This is a genomic window from Massilia sp. PAMC28688 (assembly GCF_019443445.1).
Classification (GTDB): Bacteria; Pseudomonadota; Gammaproteobacteria; order Burkholderiales; family Burkholderiaceae_D; genus Telluria_A.
In genome coordinates, this window is the sequence record NZ_CP080378.1 from 1,795,913 (window position 1) to 1,810,042 (window position 14,130).

The 14,130-nt window shown below is 63.5% G+C and carries 13 protein-coding genes; 4 read left to right on the top strand and 9 right to left on the bottom strand.

Features of this window, described 5'->3' with window-relative positions; translation table 11 throughout:
• Nucleotides 1-33 precede the first annotated feature (33 nt).
• Entirely contained in the window at nt 34-1,155 is a 1,122-nt protein-coding gene (locus KY495_RS08020) for a beta-ketoacyl-ACP synthase III (RefSeq protein ID WP_219883132.1), read from the top strand.
• A 357-nt stretch (nt 1,156-1,512) separates the two neighbouring features.
• Here KY495_RS08020 and KY495_RS08025 read toward each other — a convergent pair whose 3' ends face one another.
• Nucleotides 1,513-3,543 (bottom strand): NADPH-dependent 2,4-dienoyl-CoA reductase, encoded by a 2,031-nt coding sequence (locus KY495_RS08025; protein ID WP_219883133.1) that lies wholly within the window; start codon nt 3,541-3,543, stop codon nt 1,513-1,515.
• A 172-nt stretch (nt 3,544-3,715) separates the two neighbouring features.
• Between KY495_RS08025 and KY495_RS08030 the strand changes: the two genes are divergently transcribed.
• Nucleotides 3,716-4,261 carry an SRPBCC family protein gene (locus tag KY495_RS08030; RefSeq protein WP_229518537.1) on the top strand — a complete coding sequence of 182 codons (546 nt, stop codon included), beginning with the start codon at nt 3,716-3,718 and terminating at the stop codon, nt 4,259-4,261.
• A gap of 18 nt (nt 4,262-4,279) precedes the next feature.
• Here the strand turns inward: KY495_RS08030 and KY495_RS08035 are convergent, their stop codons facing one another.
• The 3 genes from KY495_RS08035 to pip all read right to left on the bottom strand — a co-directional run bounded on the left by KY495_RS08035 (nt 4,280) and on the right by pip (nt 6,210).
• The gene (locus KY495_RS08035; RefSeq protein ID WP_219883134.1) at nt 4,280-4,735 is read right to left on the bottom strand and encodes a hypothetical protein; all 456 of its coding nucleotides are present in this window, start codon (nt 4,733-4,735) and stop codon (nt 4,280-4,282) included.
• A 10-nt stretch (nt 4,736-4,745) separates the two neighbouring features.
• The gene (locus tag KY495_RS08040) at nt 4,746-5,189 is read right to left on the bottom strand and encodes a DUF2721 domain-containing protein (RefSeq protein ID WP_219883135.1); all 444 of its coding nucleotides are present in this window, start codon (nt 5,187-5,189) and stop codon (nt 4,746-4,748) included.
• A 64-nt stretch (nt 5,190-5,253) separates the two neighbouring features.
• Nucleotides 5,254-6,210, bottom strand: coding sequence for a prolyl aminopeptidase (gene pip / locus KY495_RS08045; RefSeq protein ID WP_219883136.1), 957 nt, complete (start codon nt 6,208-6,210; stop codon nt 5,254-5,256).
• Between the two features lie 189 nt (nt 6,211-6,399).
• On the opposite strand from pip, the gene KY495_RS08050 reads away from it, so the two are divergent.
• Nucleotides 6,400-6,705: a hypothetical protein gene (locus KY495_RS08050; RefSeq protein WP_219883137.1), complete on the top strand. Its 306-nt coding sequence runs from the start codon at nt 6,400-6,402 to the stop codon at nt 6,703-6,705.
• On the opposite strand, the gene KY495_RS08055 is transcribed toward KY495_RS08050, so the two are convergent.
• The 5 genes from KY495_RS08055 to KY495_RS08075 all read right to left on the bottom strand — a co-directional run bounded on the left by KY495_RS08055 (nt 6,702) and on the right by KY495_RS08075 (nt 12,201).
• Nucleotides 6,702-8,015 (bottom strand): amino acid deaminase, encoded by a 1,314-nt coding sequence (locus KY495_RS08055; RefSeq protein WP_219883138.1) that lies wholly within the window; start codon nt 8,013-8,015, stop codon nt 6,702-6,704. The genes KY495_RS08050 and KY495_RS08055 overlap by 4 nt on opposite strands.
• Nucleotides 8,016-8,205: 190 nt before the next feature.
• Complete coding sequence (locus KY495_RS08060; RefSeq protein ID WP_219883139.1) at nt 8,206-8,925, bottom strand: AAA family ATPase; 720 nt, start codon at nt 8,923-8,925, stop codon at nt 8,206-8,208.
• A gap of 62 nt (nt 8,926-8,987) precedes the next feature.
• Nucleotides 8,988-9,728, bottom strand: a complete 741-nt coding sequence (gene phbB, locus KY495_RS08065) for an acetoacetyl-CoA reductase (RefSeq protein WP_219883140.1) — start codon at nt 9,726-9,728, stop codon at nt 8,988-8,990.
• A gap of 54 nt (nt 9,729-9,782) precedes the next feature.
• Nucleotides 9,783-10,961, bottom strand: a complete 1,179-nt coding sequence (locus KY495_RS08070) for an acetyl-CoA C-acetyltransferase (RefSeq protein WP_219883141.1) — start codon at nt 10,959-10,961, stop codon at nt 9,783-9,785.
• A gap of 331 nt (nt 10,962-11,292) precedes the next feature.
• On the bottom strand, nt 11,293-12,201 hold the full coding sequence (locus KY495_RS08075) for a LysR family transcriptional regulator (RefSeq protein WP_219883142.1): 909 nt from the start codon (nt 12,199-12,201) through the stop codon (nt 11,293-11,295).
• A 113-nt stretch (nt 12,202-12,314) separates the two neighbouring features.
• Here KY495_RS08075 and KY495_RS08080 point away from each other — a divergent pair, with 113 nt between their 5' ends.
• Nucleotides 12,315-14,030, top strand: coding sequence for a 5-methyltetrahydropteroyltriglutamate--homocysteine S-methyltransferase (locus KY495_RS08080; RefSeq protein ID WP_219883143.1), 1,716 nt, complete (start codon nt 12,315-12,317; stop codon nt 14,028-14,030).
• The last annotated feature ends 100 nt before the right edge of the window (nt 14,031-14,130 follow it).

A 14,130-nucleotide genomic window follows, 5' to 3' on the forward strand; every position in this document is an offset into this window, starting at 1 on the left:
GGCCCTCCGGCTTCACCCTATTGAAAGTATGATATGAAACAAGTCGTCATCAGTGGCACTGGCCTCTTCACGCCGCCCCACTCCATCTCCAACGAAGAGCTGGTCGTTGCCTTCAACGCCTATGCGGAACAGTTCAACGCCGACAACGCCGAGGCCATCGCCAGCGGCGAAGTGGCCGCCATCGAAGGCTCGAGCGCAGCGTTTATCGAAAAGGCATCGGGCATCAAATCGCGCTACGTGATGGAAAAGAGCGGCATCATCGATCCCGGCCACATGACGGCGCGTATTGCCGAGCGCAGCGACGAAGAGCTGTCGCTGCAGGCCGAAATGTGCGTGGAAGCCGCGCGCCAGGCGCTCGACCGCGCGCAAAAATCAGCCTCCGACATTGACATGGTGCTGGTGGCCTGCTCCAACATGCAGCGCGCCTATCCGGCCATGGCGGTGGAGGTGCAGGAAGCGCTGGGCATCGACGGCTTTGGCTTTGACATGAACGTGGCCTGTTCCTCGGCCACTTTCGGCATCCAGACCGCGATGGCGGCGGTGCAAAGCGGCCAGGCGCGCGCGGTACTTGTGCTCAATCCCGAGATCACCAGCGGCCACCTGAACTTCCGTGACCGCGACAGCCACTTCATTTTTGGAGATGCCTGCACCGCCATCGTGGTGGAAGCGGCCGACACGGCACGCGGCGAGCACCAGTTCGAGATCCTCGAATCCAAGCTCAAGACCAAGTTTTCCAACAATATCCGCAACAACTTCGGCTTCATGAACCGGTTTGACGAATCGGGCGTGGGCAAGCCGGACAAGCTGTTCCGCCAGCAGGGCCGCAAGGTGTTCAAGGAAGTGTGCCCGATGGCTGCCGAGATGATCAAGGATACCGTGACAAAGGCCGGGCTGGAAGTGGAGCAGGTCAAGCGCTACTGGCTGCACCAGGCTAACCTGAACATGAACCTGCTGATCACGCGCATGCTGCTCGGCCGCGATGCCGAGCCGACCGAAGCACCCGTCATCCTCGATACCTACGCCAATACCTCGTCGGCCGGTTCCATCATCGCTTTCCACAAGTACCAGGACGACATGCCAGCCGGCTCGCACGGCGTGATCTGCTCGTTCGGGGCCGGCTACTCGATCGGCTGCGTGGTGGTGCGCAAGAAGTAAGCGCGGCCTGCAGCATGCAAGAAGGGGCGGATGATTGGTCCGCCCCTTTTTTATTTGTCACGCCTCCTTGGCTGCCGCGCCGGCTCAAGAACGCCTGCCACGATTCCCACACCTGGTTCGGATCCACGTCGGCATAGCCACGCTCGGCCTCCAGCGCCAGCTTCTGGGCCTGCGTCATCATCACGCAATGGCAATGGTCGCGCGCGATGATCACCTCGACCTTGGTCAAGGGCCGCTGCTTGCGCTCCTGGAGCGCAAGCAGGAGAACCGCCAGTGGTGGCACGGGGACAGGACTGAGGCTATCGGGCGAGTCGGGCGTGTCGGACATGTTCCCTCCCTTTGATTTAGCAGGCAAGTCTACAAGCTCACTGCCAGCTCGGCACCTTCCTTGATGGCGCGCTTGGCGTCCAGTTCAGCTGCCAGCGCCGCGCCGCCGATCTTGTGAAAGCGCGGGCCGCCGCTGCTGCCTTCCGGCGGCATCAATTCGGTCAGGCTGTCCTGGCCGGCGCAGATCACCACATTGTCAACCGGGATCAGGCGCGCCTCGCCGCCGATGGTAACGTGCAGGCCCTGGTCGTCGATGCGGTCGTACGTCACGCCTGCCATCATCACCACGCCATGGCGCGTGAGGGTGGCGCGGTGCACCCAGCCGGAGGTCTTGCCCAGGCCCGCGCCAAGTTTGCTGGTCTTGCGCTGCATGAGGAAGATCTGGCGCACCGGCTCCGGTGCCTCGGGCTTGACCAGGCCGCCGCTGGTGGTGGCATTCAGGTCCACGCCCCACTCTTCGCACCATTCCTGCACCGGCATCGGCAGCGGATGCTTTGTATCGTGCAGCAGATACTCGCCCACGTCAAAGCCAATGCCCCCCGCGCCAATGATGGCCACGCGCTTGCCTACCGGCGCCTTTTTCTGCAGCACGTCGATATACGACAGCACCTTGGGGTGATCAATGCCGGGAATCGGCGGCATGCGCACCTTGATGCCGGTGGCGACGATCACGTCGTCAAAGCCTGCAGCGACCAGTTCATCGCGCGTCACGCGGCGGTTCAGTTCCAGCTTCACGCCCGTGAGATCAATCTTGCGGCGGAAGTAGCGGATCGTTTCGTGGAATTCTTCCTTGCCGGGGATCTGGGCCGCGATCTTGAATTGACCACCCACGCTGTCGCTCGAATCGAAGAGCGTCACGTCGTGTCCGCATTCGGCCGCCACGGTGGCGGCGGACAGGCCCGCGGGACCGGCGCCCACCACTGCCACCTTGCGCGCCCTGGCTGTCTTCCGGTACACCAGCTCAGTCTCATGGCAGGCGCGCGGGTTGACCAGGCAGCTGGCGCGCTTGTTGGAAAAGGTATGGTCCAGGCAGGCCTGGTTGCAGCCGATGCAGGTGTTGATTTCGTCAGTGCGGCCACTGGCCGCCTTGATCACGAACTGCGAATCGGCCAGGAAGGGGCGCGCCATCGACACCATGTCGGCGTCGCCGCGGGCAATGATGTCATTGGCTTCAAACGGCATGTTGATGCGGTTCGATGCCACCACCGGGATCTTCACTTCGCGCCGCAAGCGTCCCGCCACGCTGGCAAAGGCTGCACGCGGCACCGAGGTGACGATGGTGGGCACGCGCGCCTCGTGCCAGCCGATACCGGTGTTGAGGATGGAGACACCGGCCTGCTCCAGCGCGTGCGCCACGGTGACCACTTCTTCCCAGGTGTTGCCGCCTTCGACCAGATCGAGCAGCGAGTGGCGGTACATGATGATGAAGTCCTTGCCCACCGCCTTGCGGATGCGCTTGATGATTTCCACCGGCAGGCGCATGCGGTTTTCAATGCTGCCGCCCCAGCGATCCTGGCGCTGGTTGGTGCGCGCGCACAGGAACTGGTTGAGCAGGTAGCCTTCGCTGCCCATCACCTCGATGCCGTCGTAGCCCGCCAGCTTGGCCAGCCTGGCGCAGCGCGCGTAGTCGCGGATGGTGGACTCGATGCCGCTTTCAGTCAGTGGTTTGGGCTTGAACCTGGAAATGGGCGACTTGACGCCGGACGCGGACACCACGAACGGCTGGTAGCCGTAGCGGCCCGCATGCAGGATCTGCATCAGGATCTTGCCTCCCTCTTCGTGCACGGCACGGGTGACGCGGCGGTGATTGAAGACGTCGCCCAAAAAGTTCATGGTGCCGCCGGCCGGCAGCAGCCAGCCGCGCCGGTTGGGCGAAATGCCGCCGGTGACGATCAGGCCGACGCCGCCCCTGGCCCGCTCGCGATAGAACTCGGCCAGTTTGCCGTAGTTGTAGAAGCGGTCTTCCAGGCCGGTATGCATCGAACCCATGATGACGCGGTTCTTCAGCGTCGTGAAACCAAGGTCCAGTGGCGCGAGCAGATGTGGGTATTGAGTGGTCATTGTAGTTATAGGTGTATACGACGATCCTGCATTAAAACCTACTTCTGTAGACACCGGGTTCTAATTTTTGGAAATGATGTCAGTACGGCCACGTCAATACAGATGTCCGGGGCGCGCACGACTGATGCGGGGCGCGCTTGTCATGGACGGGGCTTTACCGTAGGCTGGTCCCATGCACCCGCGCGCCCTCCTCTGCTGCCTGATGTTCGCGTGCGCCGCCCCGGTTCTGGCGGCGCCGCTTGACGTTGCGGCCAGGCGTGTCGAAGTCGACGGCGAACAGATTTTCGAAGTGGTCGCCAGCGGCACCGTCAAGGCATCGCAGGCTGCGGTGTGGAAGGTCCTCACCGATTACGAACGCATGCCCGAATTTGTGCCGGACCTGGAAAAGACGCGCCTGTTGTCCCGCAACGGCAACCGCGCCATCCTGGAGCAGGCCGGCGTGGCACGCTTCATGTTCCTGAGCCGGAACATCCACCTGGTGGTGCAGGCACACGAAACGCCGATGAGCGCCATCGACATTTCGCTCGTCACGGGCGACATGAAAATGTATGACTGCCGCTGGGAGATCACTCCACTTCCCGACGGCGGCACGCGCCTGGACTACACCGGCAGGATGGTCCCGAAGTTCTACGTGCCCGGCGTACTCGGGTCAAACATGATCCGGCGCGACATCACGCGCATGATGCAGGCGGTACTCGACCACCTGGACAAGACGTGAGCAAGACGTGAGCAAGCCTTACGCGGTGTAGCTGTCGCGGTCACGCAGCTCGGCAAAGCTTTCAATGCTGCCAATGCGGACCGTCACCGGATTGAGACTCATTTGCGGCGACATGGCGCGCCACGCGAACTGCCATTCCTGCTCGTCGGCTTCGGCAGCACTCTTGGTAAAGGCCGCGCCCAGCGCGGCGCGCACGCCGTACTCCACCGCCCCGTCAATGCCCGCCCAGCTGGGCAAGGTGCGCTGCACCGCGCGGTGCAGGCGTTCGCCGAATTCCTCGGTATTGTGGATGACCAGGCAGCTGTCGGCCGGAGCGTGCACTTCGAACAGCTCCTTGTCCCAGGCCTTGGAGAACGACAGGGTCAGGCAGCCATTGACCGGCTGCAGCCGGAACTGGCCACTCTTCAAGGCCAGTTCCAGTTCGGCGCGCGGGCCGTAGCGGTGCAGGGTCGGGGGGCGTTTGTAGTCTTGCATAACGATTCAGTCAGGTAGGCGCGGGGCGCTTGTGGCGCCGCCCGCGCGGGGTCTTGGAAGCGACGAAAATTTCGCGCAGCAGGTACACGAAGCTGCCGATCAGCGTGATCATGCCGACCACGAACAGCGCCGCGATATAGCGGTCCAGCGGCAGGTTGGTGGTGTCGCCTAAAAAGAGCATGGCAATGACCAGGCAGATGACCAGGCCGCAGGCAGTCGACAGCGCGATGGCGAAGTTGATCAGGTGCCAGCGCCGGTACAGCACGTCGAGTTCGTCCATGTAGGCTTCGTGATAAGCCACATCGAGCCGGTCTTCGAGCGTGCGGGTGCGGTCGATGATGCGCGCCAGGCGGTTGGTCAGCACCATCAGCATGGTACACACGCCCGTCAGCAGGAACACGGGCGCAATCGCCAGCTGGATCACATGGCCGATATCGCTGATCTGGATATTCATGAAGCGCTGTCACTGTAATAAGGTCTTGGCGCTAGTGTAGCAGCCGGACCGCTTGAACGGCCCGCTATTCGAATCGCCCGATGCGCCGGAACTGCTCGGTGGCGTCCACCAGCGCCTGCGCGATCCCGCTCTCCATGGCGCCATGGCCTGCATCCGGAATCATGCGCATGACCGAACCGGGCCAGGCGCGGTGCAGCCGGTGGGCCGTGAGCGGCGGACAAATGACGTCGTAGCGGCCCTGCACGATCACCGACGGCAGGTGGGCAATGCGGCCGAGGTCCGCGAGCAGCTGGCCTTCGCGCAGAAAGGCGCCATTGGCCATGTAATGCGACTCCAGGCGGCCCACGCCCAGGTCCAGCGTGTCGGAAGCGGCTTCCTCCGGCTGCGGCAGCAGGAATACGCGCCGGCCCTCGAACCGGCTCCAGGCCCGCGCTGCCGGCCAGTAGACGTCCGGGTCGTCCGACAGCATGCGGGTGGCGTAGGCCGTGAGCAGATCGCCGCGTTCGTCCAGCGGGATGGGCGCGACAAATTCCTCGTAGAGCTCGGGATAGAACCACTGGACGCCGTTGAGGAACCATTCCACTTCTTCGGCCGCGCACATGAAAATCCCGCGCAGGACAAAGCCGAGGCAGCGCTCGGGATGGGCCTGGCCATATGCCAGCGCCAGCGTGGAACCCCATGAGCCGCCAAACACCAGCCACTGATCGATACCAAATTTGAGGCGCAGGGTTTCCATGTCGCTGATGAGCAACTGGGTGGTGTTGTTGCGCCATTCTCCGAGCGGGGTCGACTTGCCGGCGCCGCGCTGGTCGAACAGGATGACGCGGTAATGCTCGGGATCGAAAAAGCGCCGGTGCTGTGGCGACAGCCCGGCCCCCGGTCCGCCGTGCAGGAACACCACGGGAATGCCGTTGGGGTTGCCCACTTCTTCCCAGTAGATCGTGTGCAGCGCGTCCACTTCCAGCATCCCGTGCTGGGCAGGAGCTATCGCAGGAAACAGCGCGGTCGGGATGGCAGGCATGGAGGCTCTCGGTGGGCGTCAGAGCGTAAATTGTAGCGCACGGGAGGGTCACGCGTGGGGCCGGCCAGGATGCCTGAAGGCACGAGATGCTGGCGCGATGCCGGCGTCGTGTTGCGTCAACGCTTTGTCTCCATGGCGCCATTGGAAAATGGACAGTGCTATCGTTCAATTCACTCTTGGGAGACTGCCATGACTGCGAAACTGGAAGTATCTTTATGCACCCCGGTGGATCTGGCCGGGCCGCCCTCCGCCCAGTATGTCAAGATCGATGAAGTCATGGACGTGTGTGCCCGGCTGGGCCGGCGCCTGGCCGCCGAATGCGCCGATGGCCTGCACACGCGCCAGATTGTGGTCAAGGCGCTGCTGGGCCTGGTTGACGAGGGCGCGCCGCTCGAGCGCATCATGCTCTACGAAATTGCGAATCAAATGCCCCGGCCGGACGAGGCGCCGGTGGACTCCGCCGCGCCGCCCATTCTCGACAGCGCCGCGTCCTAGAAAAAGGTGTTGAAGGCCTGCTGCACGCGGTAGTCGTCATCCACGCCAAGCAGTACAGGCCATTTGTCGAAGGTGGTGCAGGGGTGCGAAATGCCGCATCCAATCAAATCGCCCACCGCCAGTTCCTGGCATAGCACGTCGCCCTCCGGCAGCTGCAGGTAGGCATGCTGGTCGTTCATCTTCACGATGCGGCAGCCCGGCGGCAAGGGCCGGGGCGTGCCGGGACCGGGACGGTGCGACCACAGCGCGGCCGGCAGCGCGACGTCGTAGGAAGCGTCGCGCTTGCCCATGGTGAGGATCGCCAGGCCGGGTTCGGGGCGCGATTGCACCATGGACCACACCTCCAGCGCCGGCACCAGGCCACCGATGCCAGCGGCCTCGCGTGCATTGAGTTCGCCGGTCAGGCCCAGGTACATGCCATGGTCGCAGGTCAGGTAGCAGCCGCTGCGCAAAATCGGCACGAGCGGGCGGCTCAGGGCCGGCAGGTTTTCAAGGCCGCGTGCCACCAGGTCGAAGTAGGCCGAGCCGCCGGCGGTGGCCAGGATGTCGGCAGCGCCGAACAAGCCTTCGGCATCGCACTGGGCCACCAATGCGGCCAGCTGCGCCACAAAGGCATTCACGGCCTGCACGTCGTGCGCGCGGTCGTCGGAGACCAGCAGGCCTTCGTAGCCTTCAATGCCGGCCAGCTGCAGCCCCGGGGCGGCCGCGATGGCGCGTGCCACCTCCATTGCCTGCTGCGGGCTGCGGCACCCGGCGCGCTTGCCGCTGATGCCCAGCTCCACCAGCAGCGACAGCGGCCGCGGGAGGATGCTGGCCGCGGCGGACAGGCGCGCCACGCCTTCCAGCGAATCGGCCAGTGCGAAAAAGGCGAAGTCGGGATCGCCGCGCAGCAGTTCCATGATGCTGTTGATGTCCGCACGGGCGACCAGCTGATTGGCCAAGAGCACGCGGCGCACGCCAAAGCGGTGCGCCACCTGCACTTGCGGCACCGTGGCCAGCGTCATGCCCCATGCGCCATTGGCCAGCTGCGCGCCAAACAGCTGCGGGCACATGGTGGTCTTGCCGTGCGGCGCCAGCGCGGCGCCGTGGCGTGCGCAAAAGTCGCGCATCCAGTCCAGGTTATGCCGCAGCGCCGTCAGCTTGAGGACAGCGACCGGAAAGCTGGTGTCGGCATGCAGCACGTTCCAGCCCTGGGCGGCGATGGCACCCTGGCGCAATGGCTCGGTCAGCGGCACACCCTTGGTACCGGGAACGAGTAGTTGGTCTTCGAGCGCGCTCAGGGCCAGGCCATCTCGTGGCAGCAGCGACATGGCAAATCCTTTCATAGCTTCATTTAATTACAGGGCGGTACTGGTGGCGATATCCAGCAGCTCGGTGCGAGCACGTTGCGCTGGCGGGTGATCTCCAGCGCCAGGACGACCTTGGTCAGACGTTCAGACCGGACGTGCAGCAGCACACAGATGAAGAGTAACAGAAGAGCGAAATTTGTTGCACGGCACGTCAGTCATCCGCCAGCAGCCGTTCAAGGCGGCGCTGATAGTGATTGAGGAAGTCGCGCGTGACGGCGACATGCTCGGTATCCTCGTAAGCCACCTCGCTAATCCCCTCTCCATCGAACTGCAATATTTTGGCGCGCGGATACGACAAGAGAATCGGAGAATGCGTTGCGATGATGAACTGGCAGTCCTGCTGCACCAGCTGGTGGATGGCCGACAGGGCTGCCAGTTGCCGCGTGGGCGACAGCGCCGCTTCCGGTTCGTCCAGCAGGTAAAAGCCGCCCGGCTTGAAATCGAGCATCACGTCCATGAAGGCTTCGCCGTGCGAGCGCAAGTGCAGCGAAGGCCGGGAACCGGGGCCGAGACTGTCCAGATAGGTGAAGACATTGAACAGGCTTTCCGCGCGCAGGAAGTAGGCCATGCGGGGGCGCCGGAAACTTTTGACCAGTTTCAAATGGTCGCCCAGGGCCGAGACTTCCTGCTGCTGGCGCGATACATTGCTCGTGCCCCCTTCCGCCGGCAAGCCCATGGCGACCGCAATGGCTTCGAGCAGGGTTGACTTGCCGGCACCGTTCTCTCCAACAAAAAACGTCACATCGGCATGCGGGGCGACGACGTTCATGTTGCGCAAGGCGGGAATGCTGAAGGGATAGCGCGAAAAATCAAGCTGGGCATCCTGGTCCAGCGTGATCTCCCGCAGGTAAGGTTTCGCTTGAATCACCATGGGCGACTCCACATAAAAAAAAGCACCGCCGAAGCAGTGCTCTCTGTTGCCGCAATGGCGACTTACGACATGTGCTGGCCACCGTTAATGGCGATGTTGGCGCCCGTGACGAACGCGGCTTCATCCGACGACAGGTAGGCCACCAGGCCTGCCACTTCTTCCGGCTTGCCGAGGCGCGCCATGGGAATTTGCGGAATGATCTTGCTGTCCAACACATCCTTGGGAATTTCCATGACCATCTTAGTGCCGATATAGCCTGGCGAGATGGTGTTGACGGTCACGCCCTTGCGGGCCACTTCCAGCGCCAGCGCCTTGGTGAAACCATGCATGCCGGCCTTGGCGGCCGAATAGTTGGTCTGGCCGAAAGCACCCTTCTGCCCGTTGACCGAAGAGATATTGATGATGCGGCCCCAGCCACGCTCCACCATGCCGTCGCACACCGGCTTGGTCATGTTGAACACCGAATCCAGGTTGGTGGCCATGACGGCGTCCCAGTTCGGCTTGTCCATCTTCTTGAAGGTCATGTCGCGCGTGATACCGGCGTTATTGACCAGCACATCGATAGGACCGACTTCCTGCTGGATTTTGGCCACGCAAGCCTGCGCGGAATCGTAATCGGCAACGTCGCATGCATAGGCCTTGAAATCAAATCCCATTTCCCTGGTGGTTGCCAGCCAGTCTTCCACCTTCTTGTTACCAGGCGAATACGTGGTGACAACCCTGTAACCGAGCGCGGCCAGCTTGATGCACACCGCTTCGCCCAAACCGCCCATACCGCCGGTCACCAATGCAACTCTAGCCATTTGTCTTCTCCTGTTTTTATCTGACGACTACAAACACATCACGGGTTCAATCAATCAATCCCGCTCGACTGCTAATGCAACTCCCATGCCGCCGCCGATGCACAGGCTGGCAAGCCCTTTCTTGGCGTCACGACGCACCATTTCGTGCAGCAGCGTGACCAGCACGCGTGCGCCCGATGCACCAATCGGGTGCCCCAGGGCAATGGCGCCACCGTTGACGTTGATCTTGCTGATATCCCAGCCCATTTCCTTGTTCACTGCCAGCGCCTGGGCGGCGAATGCTTCGTTAATTTCCATCAGGTCCACTTCTTCGTGGGTCCAGCCCGCCTTTTTCAGGCACAGCTGGGTGGCCGAGACCGGCCCCATGCCCATGATGGTGGGGTCAAGACCGGCCGACGAGTACGCCTTGATACGGGCCAGCGGGGTCAGGCCCAGCTCTTTGGCCTTGGAGGCGGACATCATGATGACGGCTGCCGCACCATCGTTGAGGCCCGATGCATTGCCGGCGGTGACGGTGCCTTCCTTGTTGAAGGCAGGACGCAGTGACGACAGCGCCTCGAGCGTGCTGCCATGCTTTGGATACTCGTCGGTATCGAAAATGGTCACGCCCTTCTTGCCCGGGATTTCAATGGGAATGATTTCATCCTTGAACTTGCCTTCTTTCTGGGCAGCCTCGGCCTTGAGTTGGGATTGCAGTGCAAATTCATCCTGGGCGGCGCGCGAAATATCGAACTTCTTGGCGACGTTTTCCGCCGTGACACCCATGTGATACTGGTTGTAGACATCCCACAGACCATCGACAATCATGGTGTCGGTCAGCTTGGCGTCGCCCATGCGGAAGCCGTCGCGCGAGCCGTTGAGCACGTGCGGCGAAGCGCTCATGTTTTCCTGACCACCGGCAATGATGATGTCGGCATCGCCGCACTTGATGGCCTGGGCCGCCAGGTGAGTGGCCTTCAGGCCGCTGCCGCAGACTTTGCCGACAGTAAAGGCCGGCACCATATCGGGCAGGCCAGCCTTGATGACAGCCTGGCGTGCGGGACCCTGGCCAACACCGGCCGTGAGCACCTGGCCCATGATGACTTCGTTAATGCTGGCAGGATCGAGGCCAATCTTGGCGACCAGGGCCTTGATGACCTGGGCACCGAGTTCGGCGGCGGGGATTTTTGCCAGCGTGCCGCCAAATTTACCGACTGCGGTACGGCCAGCGGCCACGATTACGACGTCTTCCATGTAGTTCTCCGATGTACTGGCGCAGGGCCAGGGTGGTTTCAAGTGTGCAGCCGACTTCGGTGTATCACCGGCATGCGGCTGCCGTTACAGAAATAGGTGTTCGCCAGCAATAGCCGGTGCGCGGCAAAGGGTGACCCAAGCCGGTTTGCCGCTTGCACCCGTGCCCGATCGCGGCCACAAGCAAACAGGAACAGCCACACTGGAACGCCCGCGGGGCGATAAAGTCCGCCATGGTAAGGCAAGGGTCCCTGTCCGGGTTTGAGCAAAATCAATCTTATCAGCTTATTCACTGAAAACAAGTATGACAGTTGCGCGAACGGCTTGCATTGATTCAAGTGAGTAATTTGATGCCATCCAGCGTGCGCGCGCATTGCTCCCTGATCACGGTCACGAAGTCAGCGACGAAGGCTTTCGAGGCCAGCGCCGGCGGCACCGATACAAAGGCATCGCTCCACAGGCCGCCCGCACCCACCGGCTTGGCCAGCACATAGTCGTAATCGACATAGTTCTTGATGGCCCAGTTGGGCAGCGCCGCGACCCCGCGCCGGCTGGCCACGAGCTGCAGGATCGCTACCGTCAGCTCGGCCGTGCGGCGTTCGAACCTGACGCCTGCCGGCAGCAATACTTCGCGGATGAGATCGATGCGTTCCTGCGGCACGGGATACGTGATCAGGGTTTCGCCCGCAAAATCAGCCGCTTCCAGGCGACGCTGGGAAGCCAGGCGATGCTTTTGCGCCAGCACGACCAGAATCTCGAAACGGAACAGGGGAAACACGGTAAAGCCGGGCCCGCATGCCGAACCGATGACCAGGTCGGCCTGCCCCGCGCGCAGCAATTCCACCGGGTCGCTGTGGAAACCGGAGACCAGGTCGATTTCCACTTCCGGCCAGCGCTGGCGAAACTCGTCCATGACCGGCATCAGCCAGTCAAAGCAGGTATGGCATTCGAGCGCCACCCGCAGCTGGCCCGTATCGCCCTGCGACAGGCGGGCCACATCACGCTCGGCCTGCTCTACGGCGGGCAACACGGCGCCCGCCAGGTCCAGCAGGCGGGTGCCGGTGGCGGTAAAGGCAATGGGGACCGACTTGCGCTCGAACAGGGGGCCGCCGTAACGCTCTTCCATGAGCCGGATCTGGTGGGACAGCGCAGACTGCGTGAGGTTCAGTAATTGCGCCGCCCGCACCAGGCTGCCCGCCGATTGCAGCGCGCTCAGGGTACGCAGATGACGAAGCTCGAGCATCAGCGGCCCTCAGTATGAATAATTTTCATCTTAAACCACAAAAAGTTTCGTTTTTATTATAAGCGGACTTGCCCCAAACTTTAGCTATCGAATATTTCACAACAATGACATTCATGGCTTCCGTTCGCATTCATACCCCCGGCTTCCCGCGCCTAGGCGCCAATTGCGAGCTGATTCGCGCCCTGGACGCCTTTGCACGCGGTGACTGCAGCGCCGATGAGGTCGAGCAGACCGGGCGCCAGCTGCGCGCCCGCCACTGGGCCATGCAGGCCAGTGCCGGGCTCGACGTCGTTACCGTTGGCGACCTCACCCTGGGGGACCACGTTGCCGAGCATATTGCGCTGTTCGGCTGCGCGCCCCCGCGCTTTGGCCGCGAGGCCGGCGAGCCACCACTGGCGCGTAGCCTGGCGCTGGCGCGGGGCGACGCGCCGCTGGCCACCGCCCAATGGTTTGACACGGGCTACCACCACCTGGTGCCGGAATTTTCTGCCGCCACCGGCTTCACGCTGCACGCCGGGCGCCTGCTGGAACAGGTGGCGCAGGCGCGCGCGCTGGGCCATGCCGTCAAGGCCGCGCTGATCGGCCCCCTCACCTTCCTGTGGCTGGGCCGGGAAGACGCCGGGTTCGACCGCCTGTCCCTGCTTGAGCAGCTGCTGCCGGCTTACTGCGCCCTGCTTGCGCAGCTCAAGGCCGCCGGCGCCGAATGGGTGCAGCTTGATGAACCAATCCTCGGCCTGGACCTGGCGCCGGCGTGGCGCAACGCCTTTGAGCCTTGCTACTGGCAGCTGGGCCAGTCGGGCGCGCAGCTGATGCTGGCCACGTACTTCTCGCCGCTGGAAGAAAACCTGAGCCTTGCATGCCGCCTGCCGGTGGCGGGCCTGCACGTCGATGGCGTGAGCGCGCGCCAGGAACTGGTGAGCGTATGCGACTGGCTGCCGGTGCCGAAGGTGCTATCGGTAGGCATTGTCGACGGCCGCAATATCTGGCGCACTGACCTTGACGGCGCCATCTCGGTGCTGCAGCCGCTGCTGGCGCGCCGCAACGGCTGCCTGTGGCTGGCGCCCTCGTGCTCCCTGCTGCACGTCCCAATGAGCCTGGAGGGCGATGCCACGCTCGACCCGGAAGTACGCACCTGGATGGCCTGTGCCACCGAAAAACTCGCTGAACTCAATACTCTCAAGACGGCGCTCAATGGCGGCGACGCGGAGGATGCGCTGGCCGCCGGCCGCGCAGCAATCGCCAGCCGCGCGCGCAGCACCCGGGTACACAGCGACGCCGTCGCCCATGCCGTGAGCGCGCTGGCCAGCGCCCCGGACGGCCTCCCGCCTGCGTCGCTGGACAAGGGCGAAGCAGCCGGCCCTGGCCGGCATGGCATGCACGGTGGCGCGGTGGCAGGCCAAGCGTATGACGGGGCGCCTGGTGCAGCGGCACATGGCTTCAGCGCGCGGCTTGACGGCGTTACCTGCAGCAGCAATGGCTGGGTGCAGACATCCGGATGGTCCTGCGTCAAGCCGCCTGTGATTTTCGGGGACGTGTCACGCGCGCGCAGCCTCGCCGGCGAGCTGCCCACCGGCCTGTTGCCTGGGCCCGTGACGATCTTGCAGCAATCGTTCGTGCGCGACGACCAGCCCCGTTCACTGACCGCGCTGCAGATTGCGCTCGCGCTGCGCGAGGAAGTAGCACAACTGGCGCGTGATGCCGCGCCCACCATCGGCATTGGCGAGCCGGCGCTGCATGCAGCCTTGCCGCTTCGGCGCGCGCGGCGCGACGACTACCTCATGTGGTCCACCCGCGCCCTGCGCGTGGCCGCCGATCCAGTATCAGCCTGAGCGCACTGCCCCATCTCTGGCGGCGCGCCCGGCCATGACGGGTGCGCCATGCGGCCAGACCAATCGCCGCATGCCGCTGCCACCCCGGCAAAGGCACATT

Coding starts and splice junctions, on each gene's coding strand:
- pip (WP_219883136.1), bottom strand. CDS start 6,210: ATGCCTGCCATCCCGACCGCGCTGTTTCCTGCGATAGCTCCTGCCCAG.
- KY495_RS08030 (WP_229518537.1), top strand. CDS start 3,716: ATGCACCCGCGCGCCCTCCTCTGCTGCCTGATGTTCGCGTGCGCCGCC.
- KY495_RS08060 (WP_219883139.1), bottom strand. CDS start 8,925: ATGGTGATTCAAGCGAAACCTTACCTGCGGGAGATCACGCTGGACCAG.
- KY495_RS08025 (WP_219883133.1), bottom strand. CDS start 3,543: ATGACCACTCAATACCCACATCTGCTCGCGCCACTGGACCTTGGTTTC.
- KY495_RS08080 (WP_219883143.1), top strand. CDS start 12,315: ATGGCTTCCGTTCGCATTCATACCCCCGGCTTCCCGCGCCTAGGCGCC.
- KY495_RS08040 (WP_219883135.1), bottom strand. CDS start 5,189: ATGAATATCCAGATCAGCGATATCGGCCATGTGATCCAGCTGGCGATT.
- KY495_RS08050 (WP_219883137.1), top strand. CDS start 6,400: ATGACTGCGAAACTGGAAGTATCTTTATGCACCCCGGTGGATCTGGCC.
- KY495_RS08075 (WP_219883142.1), bottom strand. CDS start 12,201: ATGCTCGAGCTTCGTCATCTGCGTACCCTGAGCGCGCTGCAATCGGCG.
- KY495_RS08070 (WP_219883141.1), bottom strand. CDS start 10,961: ATGGAAGACGTCGTAATCGTGGCCGCTGGCCGTACCGCAGTCGGTAAA.
- KY495_RS08035 (WP_219883134.1), bottom strand. CDS start 4,735: ATGCAAGACTACAAACGCCCCCCGACCCTGCACCGCTACGGCCCGCGC.
- phbB (WP_219883140.1), bottom strand. CDS start 9,728: ATGGCTAGAGTTGCATTGGTGACCGGCGGTATGGGCGGTTTGGGCGAA.
- KY495_RS08055 (WP_219883138.1), bottom strand. CDS start 8,015: ATGTCGCTGCTGCCACGAGATGGCCTGGCCCTGAGCGCGCTCGAAGAC.
- KY495_RS08020 (WP_219883132.1), top strand. CDS start 34: ATGAAACAAGTCGTCATCAGTGGCACTGGCCTCTTCACGCCGCCCCAC.